A 20,874-nucleotide genomic window follows, 5' to 3' on the forward strand; every position below is an offset into this window, starting at 1 on the left:
TTGCTCTTGCTATATCTGTAAAAAGTATTAAGCCAATCTCATTTTGAAATCCTGATAGCCGAACTCGCGAACCACTTCGCAATCGCCATCTTTTCTTTTCACTGCGATGGCTGGCAGCGGCATGCCGTTAAATGTATTGGTTTTGACCATGGAGTAGATCGCCATGTCCTCAAATACCAATCTGTCACCCGTTTTGAGCGGTTGATCAAACGAATAATCGCCGATCACATCACCCGACAGACAAGTTTGTCCACCCAGACGATACAGGTGAGGTTTTTCTCCTGCTTCTCCCGAACCGATAAGCGGTGGGCGATACGGCATTTCCAGCACGTCCGGCATGTGGCATGTGGCCGAGGTATCCAGAATGGCAATATCCATGCCATTCTTGTGGAAATCGAGCACAGAAGTCACCAGGAAGCCCGCGTTCAGCGCAACCGCTTCGCCCGGCTCCAGATATACCTCCAGACCATATTTATCCTGCATGCGTTTTATGCAGGCTTCCAGCCTTGGAATGTCGTAATCCTCGCGTGTGATGTGGTGTCCACCGCCGAAGTTGATCCATTCCATTTGTGGCAGCCATTGTCCAAACTTTTCTTCTACCGCATTCAGCGTCGTTTCCAGATCGTCTGAATTTTGCTGGCACAAGGTATGGAAATGCAGTCCGGAGACACCTTCCAGCAGCTCTGCGCGGAAATCTTCTTGCTTTGCACCGAACCTTGAACCAGGAGAACATGGATCGTAAATCTCATGCCCCTCCTGAGTCGAGCATTCAGGGTTAATACGCAGGCCTACTTTGCGACCAGCCTGAAGCGCTTTGCCCTTGAACTTCTCCAGTTGGGAGAATGAATTGAAGATAATATGATCGGTAATCGAAAGGATTTCATCAATCTCATCCTCACGATAGGCCGGGGCAAAGACATGGTTCTCTTTGCCCATCTCCTCATGACCCAGGCGGGCTTCATACAGCCCGCTTGCCGTTGCACCACTCAGGTATTCACCAATAAGCGGATACATCGTGGTCATGGAAAATGCCTTCTGAGCCAGCACGATTTTGGCTCCTGTACGCTGCATGACACCGTTCAGGATTTTGAGATTTCTCTCGATAAGCCCTTCGTCAACAACAAAACATGGCGTCGGTAATTGCTCAAATCGCATCTTAACGAACAAGCTCCGATTCTTTGACTTCTTCCGGCAGTTCGTCAACGAGTACTGGATTGAAATCTTCAACCCATGGGAGACCCCATTTGTTCAACTCTTCCATGAATGGATCTGGGTTGAACTCTTCCACGTTGTATACGCCTGGTTTATTCCATTTTCCAGTCATCACCATCGCTGCACCAATCATGGCTGGAACGCCTGTTGTGTAAGAGATGGCTTGGGAACCGACTTCTTTGAAGCATTCTTGGTGATCACAAATGTTGTAAACGTAGTACGTTTTGTCTTTGCCGTCTTTTTTACCTTTGAAAATGCAGCCGATGTTCGTTTTGCCCACAGTACGTGGTCCAAGGGACGCCGGATCTGGCAATACCGCCTTCAGGAATTGCAAAGGAATAATTTGTTTGCCTTCGTATTCGATAGGTTCGATCGAAGTCATGCCCACATTTTCAAGTGCTTTCAAGTGCGTAAGGTAGCTTTGACCAAATGTCATGAAGAAACGAATGCGTTTCAGACCAGGCATGTTTTTAGCCAAGGACTCCAGCTCTTCATGATAAAGCAGATACATGTCTTTCTCGCCAACTTCTTTGAAGTCATAGACACGTTTAATTTCCATCGGTTTTGTTTCGATCCATTCGCCTTTTTCCCAATATCTTCCGTTAGCCGAAACTTCGCGGATGTTGATTTCAGGGTTGAAGTTGGTTGCGAACGGATAGCCGTGATCCCCACCGTTGCAGTCCAAAATGTCAATATATTCAATCTCGTCAAAGTAATGCTTCAGGGCATACGCAGAGAATACACCAGTAACACCTGGGTCAAATCCACTGCCGAGCAGAGCTGTAATTCCCGCTTTTTCAAAACGCTCTTTGTAATCCCATTGCCATTTGTATTCAAATTTTGCCGTATCTTCCGGCTCATAGTTCGCTGTATCCATGTAGTTCGTTTTCGTTGCAAGGCAAGCATCCATGATTGTCAGGTCCTGGTAAGGCAATGCCAGGTTCATGACGATATCCGGTTTAACTTCGTTGATAAGAGCGATCAGTTCGTCTACGTTGTCAGCGTCCACTTGAGCGGTCGTAATTTTTGTTTTACCGCCGTCCAACTTGGCTTTAAGATCGTCACATTTGGATTTTGTACGACTTGCGATGCAGATTTCCTCGAATACTTCGCTGTTTTGAACGCATTTATGAACTGCTACTGAAGCTACGCCGCCGGCGCCGATGATTAGTGCTTTTCCCATTTTCCATTCTCCTAACCCAATATGAATTTTTTTAAAATTAACATCATTATTTTTCTCATTTTTCAACTTTTCGCCCGTTCTGAACCAACAAAAAAAGCAAGGTGAAAAATGCCCCAAACGCGCATCATCACACTTGCTTGTCGATATACATCATAAAAAAGACGCAAAGTTTCCATAACTAAAAAAGTCCAAAAGAACCCCTCTAGCGGAAAGCTTCTTCATGTATATCAATATCAGATCAGAGTCTATATAGCAAATAATTCGCCTTTACCACTCTTATTGACCGTTTCACAAGTTGATGTGCAGATGCACTGGTTGTAAAGTAACCAACTTATAAAATTTGAGCTTTTAACTCAATCAATAAGGCAACATAAGTTGCCAATCGGCGTTTGACCCGGCTGTCCGTATGGCCTTAACTTCCTTAAGAGAAGTGGTCAAAAATTATCTGCTGGAAAGACCTGATTTATGTTGATATATCTGCTTTCCAAAATCACAGGTCTTACAATATCAGATACATTGAAAAAAATCAAGTAATCACAAAAAATTATTTATTTCATTTTTTTGGAACTCGCGTTCCACTCTTAGGCATACCTGATTATTGTGGCAAAATCATAACAGTGTTAACATTCGATAGTTCACCGCTTTAATCAATTACTGCTTTAACGTCTCCGGCTCATGCTCAATTCCAAGTTAACATGATGTGATAACTATGGAGAAAATGTTTGAAATAGAGTTGTTAGACGAATCATAAAACCAATAAAAGTCCCTCGAAAAATATTCTCTTCTCACTTGAAATTTTATACATTTTTGATATAGACATATGATATATTTGGTGTGTAATTTAAAATATATCCCAGAAAAGAGGATGTTATGAAAAAGGCATTTTTACTATTTTCTGCAATTTTCATGTTTTTACTTTCCATCGCTCCTTCAGCGTCTGCGGCTGGAGACCGCCTCATTTATGACATCATGTATAACAACTCGATTCCACTCGTATCCAACAACAACAGGTTTTCTTTGCAATACAACGTATATGGTGACCTACAGCTCTGGGACAACCGTACACGCACGATGTTATGGAACACCAAGACCAGTGACACAAGAATAAACCATTTCAAGATTGATTATTGGAGTGGAAAACTAGTACTTCAGGATCCCCAAAACACACCTTACTGGACGTCAGACAACAAGGCATGGTCTACATCGTACTATGGTGCGGACAATGTGCCACCCAACCTCAGAGGTAACGTGCTCATCGTTCAAAACGACGGAAATCTGGTGCTGTACAATACAGAAACCCCGAGTGCAGGCTGGTATCCTGTCTGGGCTTCCAATACAGGCGGCCATTAAGTTCTATTGTATTGGAGCACAAGCTGTTTAATCGAAGCTTCATTTGATTGATGCTTGCCCTCATTCTTTTCGAATTTTCAAACTAAAAGATACACTCCACACAGCGTAAACGTGTGCGAGTGTATTTTTTAGTATGGAGAATGTTCAAACTGCGATGAATCATACTCTTTCACTCGCATCAGTGTTTAACTTATTCTCTTACTCTCCAACTTCTCCGATCATTTGACGCTCGATCTTCTTCATTTCATAAAAATAACCTTTGAGCTCCATTAAGTCCTCATAGGAGCCCGTTTCCACTACACTTCCCTGTTCCATCACCACAATCCGATCCATCTCTTCCAGACCAGTAAGGCGATGACAGATCATTAGCAGCGTATCTTCTGCCGCTTGTGCAAAGAGGTGTTTCATCACACGTTCTTCTGTAACGTAATCTAGTGAGGAAGTGGGTTCGTCGAGAAGCCATAACCGTCCCTTGCGAAGCATCGCCCGTGCCAGAGCCAGCCTCTGCTTCTCTCCATCGGACAGGTTTTCCCCTTTTTCATATACTACATCCGATAAAGATGAGCTTGGCAGCTGGACTTGAGCCAGCACATCCAGCAGTTGTTCGTCCGAATGTTCTTCATCATTCAGCAGTAAGTTGTCCCGTATCGTTCCCCGGAAGAAATGACTTTGCTGCAGCACGACATTAGCCGATTGCCAAATGCTCGTCTCATCCAGTTCATTCACCGAAATGTCGTTTATACGGATTTCCCCAGTCGTGGGTGTTCGCAGTTTAAGCAGCAATTCAATAATCGTTGATTTTCCTGACCCACTCGGTCCAACAATCGCCGTTTTGGAGCCCGGTACAATATGCAGCGAAACGTCCTTTAATGCCGGTCTCCACTCCCCTTCATATTGAAACGTAACTCCCGAGAGTTCAAGGGAAACAGCCTGTTTCCCCATTAACAGCTCTTCTGACTGCACAGACTCAGACTGTACATCTGAGGTCTGTATTGTTTCCGTTAGTCTTTTTGCAGCGTGTTCGCTATCCTGCTTATACAAGGGTAATGTCGCCATTGCCGCAGCCTCTTCGAATACGGTTAGCGAGGCCATCACCAGCATTGCAAGAAACACGCCAGCAAGCGCTCCGCCGATAATAAGATAAGCACCAAGTGTCAGCACGCCCCAGGAAATAAGGAACGTAACCAAAGCATGCAGGGATTGCCCGCGCAACAAATGCCCGGCAGCCCGTTGCTGCAGAACCGTCAACACAGCTGAAGCTTGCTGAAGCTGATGCTCCCGCTGTGCCAGTTGTCCGTACACTTTCAAATCCCGATACCCATACAATACTTCGGTGACTTCTGTAGAAAGCAGTGCCCGCTGCTCCCGAACGTGTCCATGTATTTTCCGCTGCCCAATCAAAACCATTCCCGGTACAATCAGTGCCGTTACGAGCATACCTAATACAAACAGACCCGCAATCCAGAATGAAAAGGCAGAAGTAAACAAGACTGTCGCCAAAAAGACTATGACAACAATAATGGGTGGATAAGCGACGCGCAAAAAATAATGCTGCAGGCTCTCCACATCCCCAACAATGCGCGCAAGCAGGTCCCCGCTTCGTTTTTTGTTTAATATACCCGGCGTTAAAGGAATGAGCCTCGCAAAAAAGGATGTACGCAAACGGCTAAGCATGGAGAACGTCGCCCGGTGGGAATACAAACGCTCCCCATAACGGCTCGCCGCCCGAAGCAGGCCAAGCAGCTTGACCAACGAGGTGAGTACAATTAAAGTGTAGAGCGGTGGAGCAAAGACCGTTTGCGAAATCAGATACCCACTCGCGGAAAAGAGGGCTACTCCTGCTATTCCGGCAATAAACCCACCTAGAATGGACAGGATAATATCCTTGCGTTCCTGAAGCATGGCTTTGGACAAAATCGCTAGCTCGTTCATGCTAAGCCCCCTCTTCGTTGTACATCAATCATCTCGGCATACTGAGGCAGGCGCGACAGAAGCTCTTCATGGCGTCCCGTATCCACTAACAGACCCTGGTCCATAAACAAAATACGGTCGGCATGTTGAATCGTATATAACCGGTGAGCTACCGTAATCATCGTCGCGGTTTCTGCCAATGTGGCAATCGAACGTTGCAATATCTGCTCCGTGTGCAAATCCAGTCCTACCGTGGGTTCATCAAACAAGATGATGGCAGGCTGCTTCAAAAAAGCACGTGCCAAGGCAAGCCGCTGCTTTTCCCCACCAGAGAGTCCTCGGCCTCCTTCACCAACTAAAGTATCGAAGCCAAGCTCCAATTGGGAAGCAACTTCGGCAAGCCCGGCATCCTCTGCCGCCTGCTCAATTTCAGTCCTGGACACGTTCCGGCCCGCACCAATCGCAATGTTCTCAGCAAATGTACCTGCAAAAATATACGGATGCTGTGTAATGTAGCTAACCTGTTCGAACCATGCAGCCTCATCATATTTGGATAGCGGCTGTCCATGGATTAGGACCTCTCCTGATTCAGGTTTCAACAAACCCGCAATGAGATGAAGTAACGTTGTTTTCCCTGAGCCGCTTTTGCCGACAATCGCAATGTGTTCTCCCGGATTAAGCTGGATCCGACCAGTCTCAAGCTTGAAGGATTCTGGTGCATACCGAAATCGGAGATCGTTTAATAGGATGGATGGCGGCACGGAAATGTCATTGGAGCCATCCATTTGAAACGTCCCTATCCTATTCTCTCTTTCAATCCGATCCATGCTTACGATCTCTTCAATTCCATCGGATGTACCGTCTTCCTCTTTTTCATCTGTCAACGTGCTCTCCCCAGACGTTTCTCCAAACATCTGCTCTACCTTACGAATCGCTCCCATACTTGTTCGCCCGCTGTGAAAGGCGGTTCCCGTATTTTTCAACAGACTGTAAAACTCGGGAACGAGCAGCAATACGAGAAATGCGGTGTGGAACGACATCGATTTGAATACAAGCAGCTGGATTGCCAGTTCGAGAGCCACGATACCGATACTTAGCATGACGATCGATTCCAGCATAAAGGTGTTTGTAAACGCAATCCGCAAAATGCTCATGGTGGCATCACGATAATCCAGACTGCTGCGTTCAATTTTCTTCTGCTGGCGATGTGCCCGTCCGAATATTTTCAACGTAACCAGCCCTTGAAGAGAATCCAGGAATGTACCGGAGAACTCGGCCAGCTGCGCATATTTTTCCTCTGACTTGTTTTTCGTTTTTAGTCCTACCAAAATCATGAACAAAGGAATAAATGGGGCTGTAAACAGCATAATAAAGCCTGAATTGGCATGCTGCATAAACGTTACCACCAAAATCAGAATCGGAATGATGGCAGCCTCTATCATACGCGGCATATACAGACTGAAATAACTATCCGCCTCATCCACAGCATCCAGAGCAATGCTGACCTTTCCACCTGTTTGTCCACGAAGGGTTGAAGACATCGACGCATGAGTCAAATGTTGCAGCACGCCTGCCCGCATATTCGTCTTGGCACTGGAAGCCATAAGCAAACCAACTTTCCCGTTCCCATAAGACAATCCTGTACGTACGACCATGACAGCCAGAAGTGATCCGAGCAACATGGCGACCGACGAGAGGGAAGCTTTTTCCACGAAAATCCGTTGGACTGCTTCAGCAAGCAGTGTGGCCTGACTTACAATGGCTATACCCAGAGCGAGTGAAATGACTATCAGGAGCACGAGACGTTTTCGCTGGCCAGACATTTGTTGAGAGATCAGGCTTGTTTTCCTCTTCATGCAAACGCTCCTCCTTTCTATGAATGCCTATGAGATTACTGCCTTACATCGCATAAATGAGTTCAATTTATTTTTTTTCCTTTACATAATCCGCATCAAACAGGAACAGTCTGAAGACCAGGATCAGGGAAGGAATCAACATACACATGCCTCCGATAAACACAACAACCAGTGCGAAGCCCATCGCTGGTGAGGTCACACTGTTTTGAATTGTAATGTACGGATCAAGAATAAAAGGATATTGACCAATTCCATAAGCGAAAAAGGCACAGAAAAATTGCAGCATGATGCATATAAATGCTAATCCGTATCGGCGTTCGTTATATAACAGCCACATCGCAATCATGAAGAATGCAACGGAAAGTGCAAGCAGCCACCATAAATCCATCATATTTTGAAAATGTCGCGCATTGTGCTGCCCCAAATAAATAAATGCGGTCAGTGCGATGATAATGGTCGGTGTACTCCAGAACAGGGCATAGTTCCGCACCAACTTCAACGCAGAATGATCCTCTGCCCGAGATGCATAAAAGGCCAGAAATGAGCTGCTAATGAACAATACGGAGACAATCGCCAGTCCAACGATGCTCCATGATAACGGATTGGTAAACAGCGTCCAGTAATCCAGCGAAACCGTCGAACTCTCCTTCACGATAAAGCCGCCTTCAGACAGTGTTAGCGCCACTGACAACGAAGCGGGAATTAGCAAGCCTGAGGCTCCATATAGAAACAGATATACAATATTATTTTTGGAACCATAGTTCTCAAAAGCATAGAACGACCCACGAATGGCGAGCAAAATGACCGCAATGCTTCCCGGTACGAGTAGTGCTGAGCCGTAATAATAAGCCGTGTCCGGAAAGAATCCAACGATGCCAATGTAGAAAAAGACAAAAAATACATTCGTAATTTCCCACACCGGTGATAAATAACGGGAAATCAGACGATTAATCAGGTGATCCTGTTTCGTCAATCGTGCATAGAAGGCAAAGAAGCCTGCTCCAAAATCAATGGAGGCTACAATTAAATAACCATACAGGAACAGCCAGAGCACCGAGATGCCAATCAGCTCGTAACTCATGCGCGCTCCCCCTTTTCTGTAGACTGACTATGCTTCTCCTTCATCCATTTCTCCATCTCGACTTCTGCCGGATTATTGTTGAACAAACGTCTTAGCACAAGTACACACATGACTCCGAGAACGATGTAGAGAAGCAGGAAGAAGAAAAAGATCATTCTTATGTTAGGTGATGAAGTGGCGGCTTCCTCTACACGCATATATCCCCGGATAATCCACGGCTGCCTTCCTAGTTCAGCATAGAACCAGCCCAGCTCAACCCCGAGAAAAGCCATCGGTGCTCCCAAAGCAATAACGCCAAGCAGCCACTTGTTCAGCTCATTGCGTTTTTTCCAGAACACAAACAGGAAATACAGAACTGAGATCGCCAGCAGCGTAAATCCAATTCCAGCCATTAAATCAAACAGGTAATGAACGAGCAGCGGCGGCCATTCGTCCTTCGGAAACTCCTCCAGTCCGGTTACCTCTGCATTGAAGTCACTAAAGGCCAGGAAGCTGAGCACTTTCGGCAGGTGAAGAGCGCCTATAATTTCATGCTCTGCATTCAGCCATCCCAATAAAATCAAATCTGCGCCACTTTCCGTCTCAAAATGCCATTCTGCTGCTGCAAGTTTCTCCGGCTGATGCTCGGCCAAGAACTTGGCGGACACATCTCCTGCTAACGTGTTCAGCAAGCCAAATAGCAGAACCACCGCCATCATGAGATTCAAGGCTTTTTTGTGGTAGGCAGATGCCCCTTTTCTCAGCATTGCAAAGGCTGCAATTCCGGCCAACAGAGCAGCTCCTGTCAAATAGGCCGAGCTTAATACATGAAACACCTTGGAGAACGTCGCCGTATTCAGCATCGCCTGCACCGGGTTAACCGCTGTGAATTGGCCTGCTTCCATCACAAAGCCTCCAGGCTGGTTCATGAAGCCATTCACCGTCGTAATAAAGACTGCCGACATGCCTGCACCGGTGACGATTGGAATCGTCAGTAGCCAGTGGATATACGGATTTTTGAATCGATCCCACGTATATAAATAAATGCCCAGGAAGATCGCTTCAAAAAAGAACGCGAATACTTCCATAAATAACGGAAGTGCAATGACATTCCCTGCCAGTTTCATAAAATTCGGCCACACCAGGGCCAGCTGCAGTGAAATCGCTGTACCGGTCACTACACCAACCGCCACAGAAATGACAAAACCTCGTGACCACCTCTTCGCCATCAGTGTGTAATGGGGGTCCTTCTTGCGAATCCCCATGAACTCTGCAATAGCAATCATTAGGGGTACACCGACGCCAAGCGTTGCAAAAATAGCGTGGAATCCCAGCGTCATGCCTGTCACCAGCTTGCTCCACATTACCGTATCGATTGCCATACTTTACTGCCTCCTTTCAAACTCTGTTCGATTTTTGTACTGATTTGAATCTTTTACTTATTAGGTCAGTCAGCCCTCGGACTGCGTTCTATATCAGGTTGGAAGCCCCACTAGACTGATCAGAGTTTATCTACAAACCGTTCCTCCATCGTTGTATGTATAAAGAGAATTTTTTCACAAAGTAAGAGACGAAGGAAGCTTTACCACACCATCATTGTGTGCTGCTGCACTTAGTTACTGGACTAAGCATGCATAGGCAAGGCTTGTTTTACCTGATACTGAAGGGCCAAAGTACTTAACGGGACCTAATAGTTAAAATTATTATATCTTTGTGAATTAGCAATTCAATCGCTGACACGTCTTCGTCCCTAAATGTTCAAGAAAGGATCAACTCTTTCTGACAACTCGGTGAAAAGCATAAAAAGTACCCAAAGGAGCTATTGATTCTATGGACACAACCGTGGTATTACGATTTTCAATTCCAATATGTATGCAAGTTGTTCGAGAAAACCATTCGCGGTTGCTTGAATTCTTATAGCAACTTACAAATAAAACAAAAGAAGTCGCTCGTATAGCGACTTCTCGACTTCTTTTGTTCATAAAGTCTTGCAATGCTTCAATTCTTTTGCTGTACGGTCTGCTCCAGCCATTGCTGCAAGGGAATATCCTTGGTCAACTCACCGAGCAGAATGTGACTGAATATGCCTTTTTGATCGATAATCATGGTCGCAGGCAGCCCGGTGATGCGATACAGGCCGGAGACCTTTCCGGTCACATCAATGATAACAGGAAACTCGAACTGCTGTTTCTCCATAAATTCATGAATGGTGCCCTTCGCTTCCCCCACATTGACAAACAGGGTCTCTACGTCATTTTGATATGTCTGAGCGATCTGATTAATCATCGGCATTTCCCTCACACAGGGGGTGCACCATGAAGCCCAGAAGTTAATCATGACGACTTTGCCCTGATAATCGGAGAGCTTGACCTGTTGTCCGGCTGAATTAACCGCAGTGAATTCGGGAGCGATTGCACCAGCTTCAATGGCACCGTTTTTTTGGGGCTCGGAGGATGAAGTCTGATAAATGGTCCACGCAGCGACCAGCACAGCAGCCATTCCAATCAAAATTGTGATTAAACGTCTCATTTTCGGATTCTTTTCCCCCATTCGCTTCACCTTTATTTCAACCCGAGACTATGATGAAAAGCAGCATGAAGCGACCCGAATTGTTGACGAAACTCCTCAGTAGAGCCATCTCCCACATTACGTCCTTTGTTCATAAAAACAATATGATCGGCAACATCATCTGCAATCTCTAGCTGGTGGGTTGAGAATACGACCATGTGTCCCTCCTCCTTGATCTGTTTTATCAGGTTTGCAAATTCCTGCATCCAGAAGGGGTCCAATCCATTCGTCGGCTCATCCATGATCAGCAGCGGAGGCTTGGCCAACAGAGCCTGGGCAAATAAAACACGCTGCCGCATGCCTTTGGAAAAGGTCGTGACCCGTTTGTTTTTTTGATCCACCAGGCCTACCAGGGTTAGCACTTCCTCTACTCGTGCTTTGGGAACTTTTCTTAGTGCCGCCCAGAATTGGAGCACTTCCTCTGCTGTCAGACCCTGATTAAAATGATAATCATCCGGCATATATCCAATCTGTTCCGAATACCGCTTTCGTTCTTTGGACCAGCGCATTTTGTTTACAATAATTTCACCCGAGGTAGGTTGAAGAATACCTGCCATCATACGCAGCACAGTACTCTTTCCAGCCCCATTTCCACCACATAAGGCAAGCACATGGCCAGAAGAAACATGAAAGGATATATCTTCAACAATCTGTTGTTTTTTTATGGATTTGCACAGTCCAACAATCTCTGCTTCCACGTTATCCATGAGAACGCCCCCTCTCCCAGATCCCGTAGACTGCCACGATGGAACATGCAATCCACAGCAGGCATATCCCCATGAAGATCCAGCTCCCGCTCGATGGCTGCACCCAATCTACCCACTGATAATATTCAGGACCCAGTATGGAGCCCCCGCCAAGTTTGATCACTACAAACAAACGTACCAGCTCAGCCGGATTGATGAAAGTTAGAACGGTGAGTAAGGGTTTTACCCACTGATACGGCATGATTCCCAGTACGGAGATTAGAAGCGTCGGCCAGCCGATCACAGCGAAAAACCAAACGGATACGGATATCGTTAATGCTTGCCACCGATTTTTGGATAACGAACCGATGAACAATGCAATCGTCAGAAATAGCAGCACCAGTCCGCAGGAGAATACCAGAAACAAAAGGTACGTCATCATATCTAAAGGGCTGCCCACCCATCCGCTAAGAAGTCCCATCAGACCATATCCAAATGTAACTATAGTCATTAATACAACCGACAGCCCCAGATATTTTCCTACGATAAAAGACATCGTGCCGATGGGGTATATAGATAACAATTGCCAGCTGCCCTCTTCTTTTTCAGAAGTCAAAGAAAAGGACCCCAGGAAGAGAGTCATCAGCGGCAAAAGATAAAGAATAAGATTTAACATGGAACCTGTCGTGCCAGAGTATCCTGCTACAAAATTCTGAGAGTTAATGATCAGCAAACTCAGGCTAAATACGCAGAAAAGAATCAAAAATGAATAGGCCCAGGGATTGCGAAATCCCATTTTCATTTCTCGTCGAACGACTTGCAACATATCTCCCATCATGGATCACCATCTTCATTGGCCATTACTTATGCCCTGAATCTTCCGTTGATTCGCTTTCCTCATGTGTTCCTTCATGCATGCCTTCACCCATTCCCTCTTCGGAGTGCCCATGCTCACCCATCATATCCATCATCTCGGTGTTTTGTTTCCAGTCGTGGGTGGCGAGGTCTTCAGCGGTCATGATCGTTCCCACACCCTGCTCGGCAACAAAAGCTTCGGCAGATTGTTTGTCCTTAAAATTGAGGATGCCATACGCCATGGGTGTACGAAGTGAAGCATCATATACATAAGTAGCTTTGCTGTACTCAATCCATTCCTTGTCATTATAGTCACGAACAAAATCCATCCCGATGTTATCTGTTCCGTTCTCTTCTTTCCACTGGTGCATACAACCAATGTCATCAAATTTATAATTTTTACCGTCTTTCGTCGTAAGCTGCGTGGCATAGGCATCATCTTTCACCTGCATTTTGCATATGGCACAGATATCCACGTCTTCATTGATAGGTAATGCCTCGTAATTTTTGCCGCAAGCGGTTAATAACAGCACCCCAAAGAGAAGCACCATGACTGTTCTCAAATGTGTTTTCATTTTCGTAATACCCCCGTATAGATCATAATAAAAGCTGCCATGCCCAGCAGGATACATCCGATGATCCAAACCTCAGTTGTCTCTTTCACCGATTGTGCACCTGTTTCCGCCGTCAGTGATTCCGCTTTCATGCTCATTAACGGCGATCTGTCGGTTGTCCACTCTTCCTTGCCTTCCGTAAACAAACTGCTCATGAAGAGCATGCCTGGAGATTGAAAGAAAAGCTGATAAGCCGAATTCCGATTGACCACTTGCTCATAAAAAGGATTAATCTCATAGGAGAGTTCACTGATTCCATCATCGTTCAGGTCAAGACCCTGAAAGGAATCCCAGTAGTTCTCGTTCATCTCATTGTTTTGGCTGTCCATCGCCGAAGCTTCAATCACATTCGAAACAAATTGGTTTCTGGTAAACTGGTTGTCCTCTGCCAGAACGAGCTGGATACCAATAAAATTGCGTAGCACCGCATTGCCGCGAATTGCATTTCCCGAGGATTCGGCAATGTTCATGCCAACCCGATTACCTTCCACCACATTGTTTTGAATCCTGGACAGCTGTACGTCATACAACAAAATCCCTTGTGAGTGCACATTTTCGCTCTGTTTACGAAAGGAATTTCCGGATACAACCGTATTTTTGACGCCCATGACCATGGCCCCGGTACTGTTGTTCTCCCCCACATTGTCCACGACAGAAGAACCATCGATATACATGCAATGAATGCCGTACCTGTTATGCAGCAGCGTGTTACCCTTAACCGTAAGATTGCGACTGTTCTCCAGATAGATGCCGTCCCGCATGCCGGTCATTTGGTTGTCTTCGATCTGGGTACGATGGGAATTGTACAAATCAATGCCATTCCCCTTCTGACCACTGGTAGCAGACTTCGGTCCAGCCCATGAAATGGTATTGCTATGTATGAGCCCATCGACAGAACCCCGCAGCACAATTCCGAAACTTTGACTCTGAATATCCAGGCCCGTGATCTCTACACGATCTCCTTCAACCTGAATCGCAGCAGTGGGTTCGTTCGTCAAGTGTTGAACCGTGAAACCCTGCAAAGTCACTCCATCTGAACGAATGGTGATCGCGGATTCAGCTTCCGTATTCAATACGGTTACGGATGAGTCCCCTCGAATGGATATATTCTTGTCTATCATTACGGGACCAGAATAAATCCCCGGCTCCAGCACGAGCACTTCTCCAGATTCAGAACCATCAATGAATGGCTGGAGTGGGATAGCATCTTTGATTTCAGGAGCAGCCTTTGCAGTGTCAAGCGGGTAAAATAGCGGGATCGCCAGTATCCCTATAAGCAGCAACATACCCAGGACAATCCGTCCGTTTAACATCATAACCTCCTTCATGAACATACTGCTCATAGTGTACATAAAAACAAATTTTTACCATATAGCTCAAACTGGCTATAGAGCTGGACGTTTTGTGTCCAATTTGTGAGGTCAATGTAGTTAAAAGCAAAACGAATGACATCCCACTACACAGAAAGTACCCCAGGAATATAGTAAAAAAGCTTATTACAGACGATTGTGGTCTGTAATAAGCCCTTGTTCCAGTGCATAACGTGTCAGTTGAACGCGATTTTGAACCTGCAGTTTCTGCAAAATATTTTTCAAATGATTTTTGACGGTATACTCAGAAATCGTATAATTCGCAGCGATTTCTTTGTTGGTCCACCCTGCAGCCACACCATAGAGAATATCCTTTTCTCTTGTGGTTAATGGGACATCAGGCTCTTTTTTCTCCGTGAGCGAGACATCCTTCAGGATTTGGTAAGCCACTTCTCGGCTCAAAGGAGCTTCTTCTGTAACGATGGAATGAAGATACTCCAGCCACATGGACGGTTCAAGGTTTTTGAGAAGATAGCCCTGAGCTCCCCGCTTCAACGCTTCCAGAAGGTGAAGTACATCATCCGAGACGGTAATCATGACTATCTTCACATAAGGAAAGGCCAATTTGATCCGTTGTGTTGCTTCAAGACCGTTCATCACCGGCATCTGAATGTCCATGAGGATCAGATCGGGAAGCCACTGTTCTGTATAATCAATCGCCTGTTGACCGTCCGATACGACGCCAATTACTTCGAAGCCGGAATCCATGGATAAAATCTCACATATGGCTTCCCTCGCATGAGCGTGATCGTCTACAACAAGTACGCGAGTATGGCTCATAACATCTCACCATCCTTTGAAAATTCGACAACAGTAAACTGCTGCTCCCTTCGGAATTGCATGGTAAAGTTCAGTTCATTCATCCGCTCTCTCATAATTTTCAGTCCATATCGATCCTTTCGTTCAAAGGGATTCATCTCAAATCCTTTTCCATTATCTCGAATCGTGATATTCCAGCACTTTTTGTCTCCGTTTCCCCGAATCCATGCTTGGGAAGCAGATGCGTGTTTTTGAATATTAAAAAGAGCTTCCCGAATACAAGCGAGCAGTTCTACCTTCTCTTTGTCAGTAAATGTATCATCCGGGATGGCCCAATCCAATTCAATTCGGACAGGGATATCTTTGGCAATTCTTCGAATTTGACCAAACAGTGTGCCCGATTCGTTCATAGCCAAGGCTTGAGCTTGATCAACGTAAGGATCATAACGCAAATCTGCAATGGCCTGACGCACATAACGATTGACTTCATGAACCGTTTTTTTGATCGAATACAAATTGTCCAGCTGTTGATCCTGTTTGGCTTGCTCCTCCAGACGTCCGACTTTCACCGATAATAAAAAAAGAGATTGGGCGATTCCATCATGAAGTTCCTTGGCCATCTTTTCGCGAGATTCAAATGCGGCTTTGGCTTCACGCTCTTGCTCCAGTTCTTTTTGAATACGTTCCAACATGAGAAACAGTCGAGTTAACAACGTTATACTCACAACATATACAATGACAGGCGTAAGCCAGTTGCCCAAATCCATCGATATATAGGGGAGTAGAAACTGATGCCTTACATATTCCCAGAGTCCAACAGTTAAGGTAGGAATGAGCAGGATCATCCATTTGATTTGTTTGTAAGACATATGCTCCTCCTACACATTAAGATAAGATTCAGTGTGGCAAACGAAGAATATAACCGAACCCCCACAGGGTTTGAATCAGATCTTCCCGATTCGGCATATGCTCGGATAGTTTGTCACGCAGCCGTTTCACATGGGTATCTACAGTTCGATAATCCAGATCTTCATCATGCCCTACTTTCCAAACAATTCTCAGCAACTCCTGCCTGGAGAAGGCTATTTCCGTGTGTGTCGCCAGATGATAAAGCAAATCAAATTCTTTGGGAGTCATATGAATTTCCAAATCTTCTATTGTGACCCTTCGTGACGTTGGATTGATTAAAATGGAGGCAATCAGTACCTCGCTCGCTGAATGATCTTTTGGCGGAGGATCAACCAATCCATTATAACGAGCCATTATGGTTTTGATACGGAGAACAACTTCCCTCGGACTAAATGGTTTCATGACAAAGTCATCTGCCCCGGCTTTGAAAGCTTCAAGCCGGTTCCCTTCTTCTGACTTGGCTGTCAGAAACATGACGGGTATGCTTAAGTTTGTTCGAAGATACTGGCATATTTCAATCCCCTTGATATCAGGGAGAATCCAATCAAGAATGATCAAGGCATAAGAACCGTGATGAAGCTGCCCAAGCGCTTCCCAACCCAGCGAAGCCTCTTCTACGATAAATTGTTCTTTCTCTAAGTACTTTCGAAGAAGTCTTCGGACCCGTTTATCATCATCTACAATCAATATTCTATTTTGCTGCAGGGTCCCGTTCATGGCTTACCTCCAATCTTTGCGATATGTAATCAGCATAACCTTCAACGTACTCAAAAGGCATGACTCCATAGAGCCATGCCTCTTATAATCTATCTCTGAATTGTAGACAATCTATGAACGATTATGTTCAGGCTTATCTCAATGTCCTTTCCCCATTTCTCCATGCACCAAATAGCTTGACTTCGAATATGGATATCTACTAAGCCCCCGTTTTTTTCAACCTAGTCATAGAGCCCATTCATCAGGTTTTTTCACAAAATCGATACGGATTAGCATTTGACAAAGCTATATATTGATATAAAATTAAAAATATAATCTATATATAGTGTTTCTTTTTGATCACCTTTCATTTGTCAAGGAGGATATGATAGTGCTAATTGTGTATGATTCTATAACCGGGAATGTTAAGAGGTTTATTTCCAAGCTTCAACTGCCGGCTGTTCAGATTCAAAATCAAATGACGATTGATGAACCGTACGTACTTGTGACATATACAACAGGTTTTGGACAGATACCTGATAAGGTGTCTTCTTTTTTGCAAAAAAACTCTCAATACCTGATTGGCGTGGCCGCCAGCGGTAACCGTAACTGGGGTGAGCGTTTTGCCAAAAGTGCTGATTTGATATCTGCATCGTATAACGTCCCGGTGATTAGTAAATTTGAATTATCGGGTTCCAAACGAGATGTGGAGTATTTTGAACAGGAGGTGAACCGTATTGCGTCATATTGAACTGAATAACATGCTGTTAAAGCGCGACTCTGATGGCTTCTTCCAGTTACATAAGGATAAAGAGGCTGTAGAGGAGTTTATGAAAGAAATCAAAAATAAAAGTATGGCGTTCGCCAACATTGATGATCAAGTCCAATTCATGATTGATCATGATTATTACGAGGATTTCTATGCTTCCTATACAGCTGACCAAGTTAGAACCGTATTTGAAATTACGCGTGGCTATCAATATCACTTTCCTTCCTATATGGCAGCGTCCAAGTTCTATACTGATTATGCGTTGAGAACATATGACCGCAAAACATACCTTGAGCAATATGCAGATCGGGTAGCCGCCGTTGCACTTCATCTGGGTCGTGGACACTTTGATACGGCTTGTTTGCTGTCCCGTTCGATGATGGAACAGCGCCTTCAACCCGCAACCCCCACATTTCTGAATGCGGGAAAAAGTCGGCGCGGTGAACTGGTTTCCTGCTTCCTGCTTGAAATGGACGATTCACTGAACTCCATAAACTATGTACTAAACACTTGCATGCAGTTATCCAAAATCGGTGGTGGAGTGGCTGTCAATCTGTCGAAGTTGCGTGCTCGTGGCGAAGTCATTAAAGGTGTCGAAGGGGCTGCTAAAGGAATTACACCGGTTCTCAAGCTGATGGAAGATGGTTTCTCCTACGCTGATCAGATGGGTCAACGTAAGGGTTCTGGTGCAGCATACTATAATATTTTCGGTTGGGACGTTATGGAACTGCTGGATAGCAAAAAGATCAATGCGGACGAAAAAATCCGGCTGAAAACTCTCTCTATCGGACTTATTGTTCCTAATCGTTTCTATAAGCTGGCTCAAGATAATGAGCCTCTGTATCTCTTCGCACCTTATAGTGTCTATAAGGCGTATGGAACACATTTGGATGATATGGATCTGGATGTGATGTATGATACCTTGCTGGCTGACGACCGGGTGAAGAAGAAAAAATCGCTCAGCGCACGGGATATGCTGACCAAAATAGCAATGACTCAACTTGAATCCGGCTATCCCTACATCATTAATAAAACCAATGCCAATCAAGCACATGCCTTGAAAAACGTAGGACAAGTCAAGATGTCCAACCTCTGCACAGAGATCTTCCAGCTTCAGGAGACTTCTGAAATTACAGACTATGGTCAACCGGATATTATCCGTAAAGATATTAGCTGCAACCTGGCCTCCCTTAATATTGTTAATGTTATGGAGAGTGGTAAGATCAAGGAATCCGTTCATGAGGGCATGATCGCACTGACCGCCGTCAGCGACATGACACATGTTGCTAATGCTCCCGGTGTGGCCAAAGCCAATTCCGAAATGCATTCTGTGGGCTTGGGTGCCATGAATCTGCACGGTTACTTGGCCAAAAACAGGATTGCTTATGAGAGCCCGGAAGCCAAGGATTTTGTACGCACCTTCTTTATGACCATGAATTATCACTCCTTGGTGAAAAGTATGGAGTTTGCAGTACAGACGGGGCAGCGGTTCTATGGATTTGAGCAATCGGATTATGCAACTGGCGTATATTTTGATCGTTATGTAACCACAGATTACCGTCCTAACACATCGAAAGTACAAGAACTGTTTAACGGAATTGATGTTCCGTCGCCCGAGGATTGGAAGCTGCTTAAATCTAGAGTGATGGAAAATGGCCTCTATCATGCCTATCGCATGGCTATTGCTCCAACGGCCAGCATCTCTTATATCCAAAACGCAACATCCAGTGTAATGCCCATCGTGGAACAAATTGAGACACGGACCTATGCCAATTCAACCACGTATTATCCAATGCCCTATCTGCAAAAGGACAACGTCTTCTATTACAAATCGGCGTATCAAATGGATCAATTCAAGGTGATTGATTTGATTGCAGAGATTCAGCCGCATGTAGACCAAGGCATCTCCACCATTCTTCATGTAAACAGTGATGTATCCACACGAGAGTTGGCACGATGCTACCTGTATGCTGCTCATAAAGGGTTGAAATCTCTGTATTACACAAGAACCAACAAGCTGACGATGGAAGAATGCATTGCTTGTTCAATATAAACATATTCCCTTTTGGGTATTACGATTGGAGTTTGATATACCATGCCAGCAATACAAGCTGTGAACTGGAATCGAGCAGATGATGATTTCACCCTAATGTTCTGGAATCAGAATATTATGCAATTTTGGACCGATGACGAAATTCCTTTATCCGATGATAAAATGACCTGGAGCATGCTCAGTGATATAGAGAAAGACGCTTATATGAAAGTTTTGGGAGGTCTAACCCTTCTGGATACCATTCAGGGCGGTGTAGGTATGCCGCAGATTATGGAGCATGTCGATGGACTGCAGCGCAAGGCCGTCCTTAGTTTTATGGCGATGATGGAACAAATTCATGCGAAATCATACAGCAGTATTTTTACCACGTTGGCATCCACCGAAGAAATTGACAGTGTATTCAAATGGGTTGAAGAAAATCCATATCTACAAACCAAAGCGACGATTATACGTCAGTATTACATGAATATTGAAACTTCAAAAGATCTTTATATGGCAATGGCTGCCTCTGTTCTTTTGGAAAGTTATTTGTTTTACAGCGGTTTCTTCTATCCACTCTATTTAGCTGGACAAGGTAAACTCACCTGCAGTGGTGAGATCATTGATTTGATTCTGCGGGATGAAAGTATACATGGTGTATATGTGGGTGTGTTAGCTCAGGAAATATACGCAAGCTTTGATGAAACGCAGCGGAACGATGTATATCAAGGTTTGGTTGATCTAGTACAGCTTCTTCATCAAAATGAGTTGCAATATACGCAGGAATTATATACGCCTATTCATTTGACTGAAGAAGTGGAAACCTTCCTTCGTTATAACGCTAACAAAGCGATGATGAACCTCGGGTTTGAGCCATTATTTGAAGACGAGGAGGTTAATCCGATTGTGTTAAATGGAATCAGTACACATACTAAGCAGCATGACTTTTTCTCTAAGAAAGGCAATGGCTATATTCGCACATTGAATGTGGAACCCCTGACGGATGAGGATTTCAAGTTTGAATAAGTCGTAAAGAATCATAAT

18 protein-coding genes are annotated in these 20,874 nt (G+C 44.9%); 4 read left to right on the forward strand and 14 right to left on the reverse strand.

Going from position 1 to position 20,874, the window contains the following annotated elements; genetic code table 11:
* Positions 1–27: 27 nt before the first annotated feature.
* Together nspC and MHB49_RS20395 are read right to left on the reverse strand one after the other, a co-directional pair.
* The gene (nspC, locus tag MHB49_RS20390; RefSeq protein ID WP_247897949.1) at positions 28–1,155 is read right to left on the reverse strand and encodes a carboxynorspermidine decarboxylase; all 1,128 of its coding nucleotides are present in this window, start codon (positions 1,153–1,155) and stop codon (positions 28–30) included.
* Between the two features lies 1 nt (position 1,156).
* Positions 1,157–2,395 (reverse strand): saccharopine dehydrogenase family protein, encoded by a 1,239-nt coding sequence (locus MHB49_RS20395; protein WP_090899692.1) that lies wholly within the window; start codon positions 2,393–2,395, stop codon positions 1,157–1,159.
* Between the two features lie 906 nt (positions 2,396–3,301).
* Here MHB49_RS20395 and MHB49_RS20400 point away from each other — a divergent pair.
* The gene (locus tag MHB49_RS20400; protein WP_405152781.1) at positions 3,302–3,745 is read left to right on the forward strand and encodes a hypothetical protein; all 444 of its coding nucleotides are present in this window, start codon (positions 3,302–3,304) and stop codon (positions 3,743–3,745) included.
* A 198-nt stretch (positions 3,746–3,943) separates the two neighbouring features.
* On the opposite strand, the gene cydC is transcribed toward MHB49_RS20400, so the two are convergent.
* The 12 genes from cydC to MHB49_RS20460 all read right to left on the reverse strand — a co-directional run bounded on the left by cydC (position 3,944) and on the right by MHB49_RS20460 (position 17,050).
* Positions 3,944–5,677, reverse strand: coding sequence for a thiol reductant ABC exporter subunit CydC (cydC, locus tag MHB49_RS20405; RefSeq protein WP_405152782.1), 1,734 nt, complete (start codon positions 5,675–5,677; stop codon positions 3,944–3,946).
* Positions 5,674–7,512: a thiol reductant ABC exporter subunit CydD gene (gene cydD, locus MHB49_RS20410; RefSeq protein ID WP_405152783.1), complete on the reverse strand. Its 1,839-nt coding sequence runs from the start codon at positions 7,510–7,512 to the stop codon at positions 5,674–5,676. The genes cydC and cydD overlap by 4 nt, the downstream gene beginning before the upstream one ends.
* A 67-nt stretch (positions 7,513–7,579) precedes the next feature.
* The gene (locus MHB49_RS20415) at positions 7,580–8,593 is read right to left on the reverse strand and encodes a cytochrome d ubiquinol oxidase subunit II (protein WP_405152784.1); all 1,014 of its coding nucleotides are present in this window, start codon (positions 8,591–8,593) and stop codon (positions 7,580–7,582) included.
* Positions 8,590–9,954, reverse strand: a complete 1,365-nt coding sequence (locus MHB49_RS20420) for a cytochrome ubiquinol oxidase subunit I (RefSeq protein ID WP_405152785.1) — start codon at positions 9,952–9,954, stop codon at positions 8,590–8,592. The genes MHB49_RS20415 and MHB49_RS20420 overlap by 4 nt, the downstream gene beginning before the upstream one ends.
* A 616-nt stretch (positions 9,955–10,570) precedes the next feature.
* On the reverse strand, positions 10,571–11,101 hold the full coding sequence (locus MHB49_RS20425; protein WP_405152786.1) for a redoxin domain-containing protein: 531 nt from the start codon (positions 11,099–11,101) through the stop codon (positions 10,571–10,573).
* Positions 11,102–11,133: 32 nt separating this feature from the next.
* Positions 11,134–11,847, reverse strand: coding sequence for a heme ABC exporter ATP-binding protein CcmA (gene ccmA, locus MHB49_RS20430; protein ID WP_405152787.1), 714 nt, complete (start codon positions 11,845–11,847; stop codon positions 11,134–11,136).
* Positions 11,840–12,661: an ABC transporter permease gene (locus tag MHB49_RS20435; protein WP_405157197.1), complete on the reverse strand. Its 822-nt coding sequence runs from the start codon at positions 12,659–12,661 to the stop codon at positions 11,840–11,842. The genes ccmA and MHB49_RS20435 overlap by 8 nt, the downstream gene beginning before the upstream one ends.
* Positions 12,662–12,686: 25 nt before the next feature.
* A complete protein-coding gene (locus tag MHB49_RS20440) occupies positions 12,687–13,256 on the reverse strand; it encodes a nitrous oxide reductase accessory protein NosL (RefSeq protein ID WP_247897957.1) in 570 nt (189 codons plus the stop codon).
* Positions 13,253–14,638 carry a nitrous oxide reductase family maturation protein NosD gene (locus MHB49_RS20445; RefSeq protein WP_405152788.1) on the reverse strand — a complete coding sequence of 462 codons (1,386 nt, stop codon included), beginning with the start codon at positions 14,636–14,638 and terminating at the stop codon, positions 13,253–13,255. The genes MHB49_RS20440 and MHB49_RS20445 overlap by 4 nt, the downstream gene beginning before the upstream one ends.
* A 153-nt stretch (positions 14,639–14,791) precedes the next feature.
* Positions 14,792–15,445 carry a response regulator transcription factor gene (locus tag MHB49_RS20450; RefSeq protein WP_247897959.1) on the reverse strand — a complete coding sequence of 218 codons (654 nt, stop codon included), beginning with the start codon at positions 15,443–15,445 and terminating at the stop codon, positions 14,792–14,794.
* Positions 15,442–16,293 carry a sensor histidine kinase gene (locus MHB49_RS20455; RefSeq protein WP_405152789.1) on the reverse strand — a complete coding sequence of 284 codons (852 nt, stop codon included), beginning with the start codon at positions 16,291–16,293 and terminating at the stop codon, positions 15,442–15,444. The genes MHB49_RS20450 and MHB49_RS20455 overlap by 4 nt, the downstream gene beginning before the upstream one ends.
* Before the next feature lie 28 nt (positions 16,294–16,321).
* The gene (locus MHB49_RS20460; protein ID WP_405152790.1) at positions 16,322–17,050 is read right to left on the reverse strand and encodes a response regulator transcription factor; all 729 of its coding nucleotides are present in this window, start codon (positions 17,048–17,050) and stop codon (positions 16,322–16,324) included.
* A 370-nt stretch (positions 17,051–17,420) separates the two neighbouring features.
* On the opposite strand from MHB49_RS20460, the gene nrdI reads away from it, so the two are divergent.
* Genes nrdI through nrdF form a run of 3 tightly spaced genes read left to right on the forward strand, consistent with a single transcriptional unit; the run spans position 17,421 to position 20,856 of the window.
* Complete coding sequence (gene nrdI / locus MHB49_RS20465; RefSeq protein ID WP_247897962.1) at positions 17,421–17,780, forward strand: class Ib ribonucleoside-diphosphate reductase assembly flavoprotein NrdI; 360 nt, start codon at positions 17,421–17,423, stop codon at positions 17,778–17,780.
* Positions 17,767–19,851: a class 1b ribonucleoside-diphosphate reductase subunit alpha gene (nrdE, locus tag MHB49_RS20470; protein WP_405152791.1), complete on the forward strand. Its 2,085-nt coding sequence runs from the start codon at positions 17,767–17,769 to the stop codon at positions 19,849–19,851. Before nrdI ends, nrdE begins: the two co-directional genes overlap by 14 nt.
* A gap of 42 nt (positions 19,852–19,893) precedes the next feature.
* Positions 19,894–20,856, forward strand: a complete 963-nt coding sequence (nrdF, locus tag MHB49_RS20475; RefSeq protein WP_247897964.1) for a class 1b ribonucleoside-diphosphate reductase subunit beta — start codon at positions 19,894–19,896, stop codon at positions 20,854–20,856.
* Positions 20,857–20,874 lie beyond the last annotated feature (18 nt).

It is taken from the genome of Paenibacillus sp. FSL K6-0108 (assembly GCF_045040695.1).
GTDB lineage: Bacteria > Bacillota > Bacilli > Paenibacillales > Paenibacillaceae > Paenibacillus > Paenibacillus pabuli_B.

What these genes read in the sequence shown, in the direction of transcription:
- nspC (WP_247897949.1), bottom strand. Translation starts at nt 1,155, where the DNA reads ATGCGATTTGAGCAATTACCGACGCCATGTTTTGTTGTTGACGAAGGG.
- MHB49_RS20395 (WP_090899692.1), bottom strand. Translation starts at nt 2,395, where the DNA reads ATGGGAAAAGCACTAATCATCGGCGCCGGCGGCGTAGCTTCAGTAGCA.
- MHB49_RS20400 (WP_405152781.1), top strand. Translation starts at nt 3,302, where the DNA reads ATGTTTTTACTTTCCATCGCTCCTTCAGCGTCTGCGGCTGGAGACCGC.
- cydC (WP_405152782.1), bottom strand. Translation starts at nt 5,677, where the DNA reads ATGAACGAGCTAGCGATTTTGTCCAAAGCCATGCTTCAGGAACGCAAG.
- cydD (WP_405152783.1), bottom strand. Translation starts at nt 7,512, where the DNA reads ATGAAGAGGAAAACAAGCCTGATCTCTCAACAAATGTCTGGCCAGCGA.
- MHB49_RS20415 (WP_405152784.1), bottom strand. Translation starts at nt 8,593, where the DNA reads ATGAGTTACGAGCTGATTGGCATCTCGGTGCTCTGGCTGTTCCTGTAT.
- MHB49_RS20420 (WP_405152785.1), bottom strand. Translation starts at nt 9,954, where the DNA reads ATGGCAATCGATACGGTAATGTGGAGCAAGCTGGTGACAGGCATGACG.
- MHB49_RS20425 (WP_405152786.1), bottom strand. Translation starts at nt 11,101, where the DNA reads ATGAGACGTTTAATCACAATTTTGATTGGAATGGCTGCTGTGCTGGTC.
- ccmA (WP_405152787.1), bottom strand. Translation starts at nt 11,847, where the DNA reads ATGGATAACGTGGAAGCAGAGATTGTTGGACTGTGCAAATCCATAAAA.
- MHB49_RS20435 (WP_405157197.1), bottom strand. Translation starts at nt 12,661, where the DNA reads ATGGGAGATATGTTGCAAGTCGTTCGACGAGAAATGAAAATGGGATTT.
- MHB49_RS20440 (WP_247897957.1), bottom strand. Translation starts at nt 13,256, where the DNA reads ATGAAAACACATTTGAGAACAGTCATGGTGCTTCTCTTTGGGGTGCTG.
- MHB49_RS20445 (WP_405152788.1), bottom strand. Translation starts at nt 14,638, where the DNA reads ATGAGCAGTATGTTCATGAAGGAGGTTATGATGTTAAACGGACGGATT.
- MHB49_RS20450 (WP_247897959.1), bottom strand. Translation starts at nt 15,445, where the DNA reads ATGAGCCATACTCGCGTACTTGTTGTAGACGATCACGCTCATGCGAGG.
- MHB49_RS20455 (WP_405152789.1), bottom strand. Translation starts at nt 16,293, where the DNA reads ATGTCTTACAAACAAATCAAATGGATGATCCTGCTCATTCCTACCTTA.
- MHB49_RS20460 (WP_405152790.1), bottom strand. Translation starts at nt 17,050, where the DNA reads ATGAACGGGACCCTGCAGCAAAATAGAATATTGATTGTAGATGATGAT.
- nrdF (WP_247897964.1), top strand. Translation starts at nt 19,894, where the DNA reads ATGCCAGCAATACAAGCTGTGAACTGGAATCGAGCAGATGATGATTTC.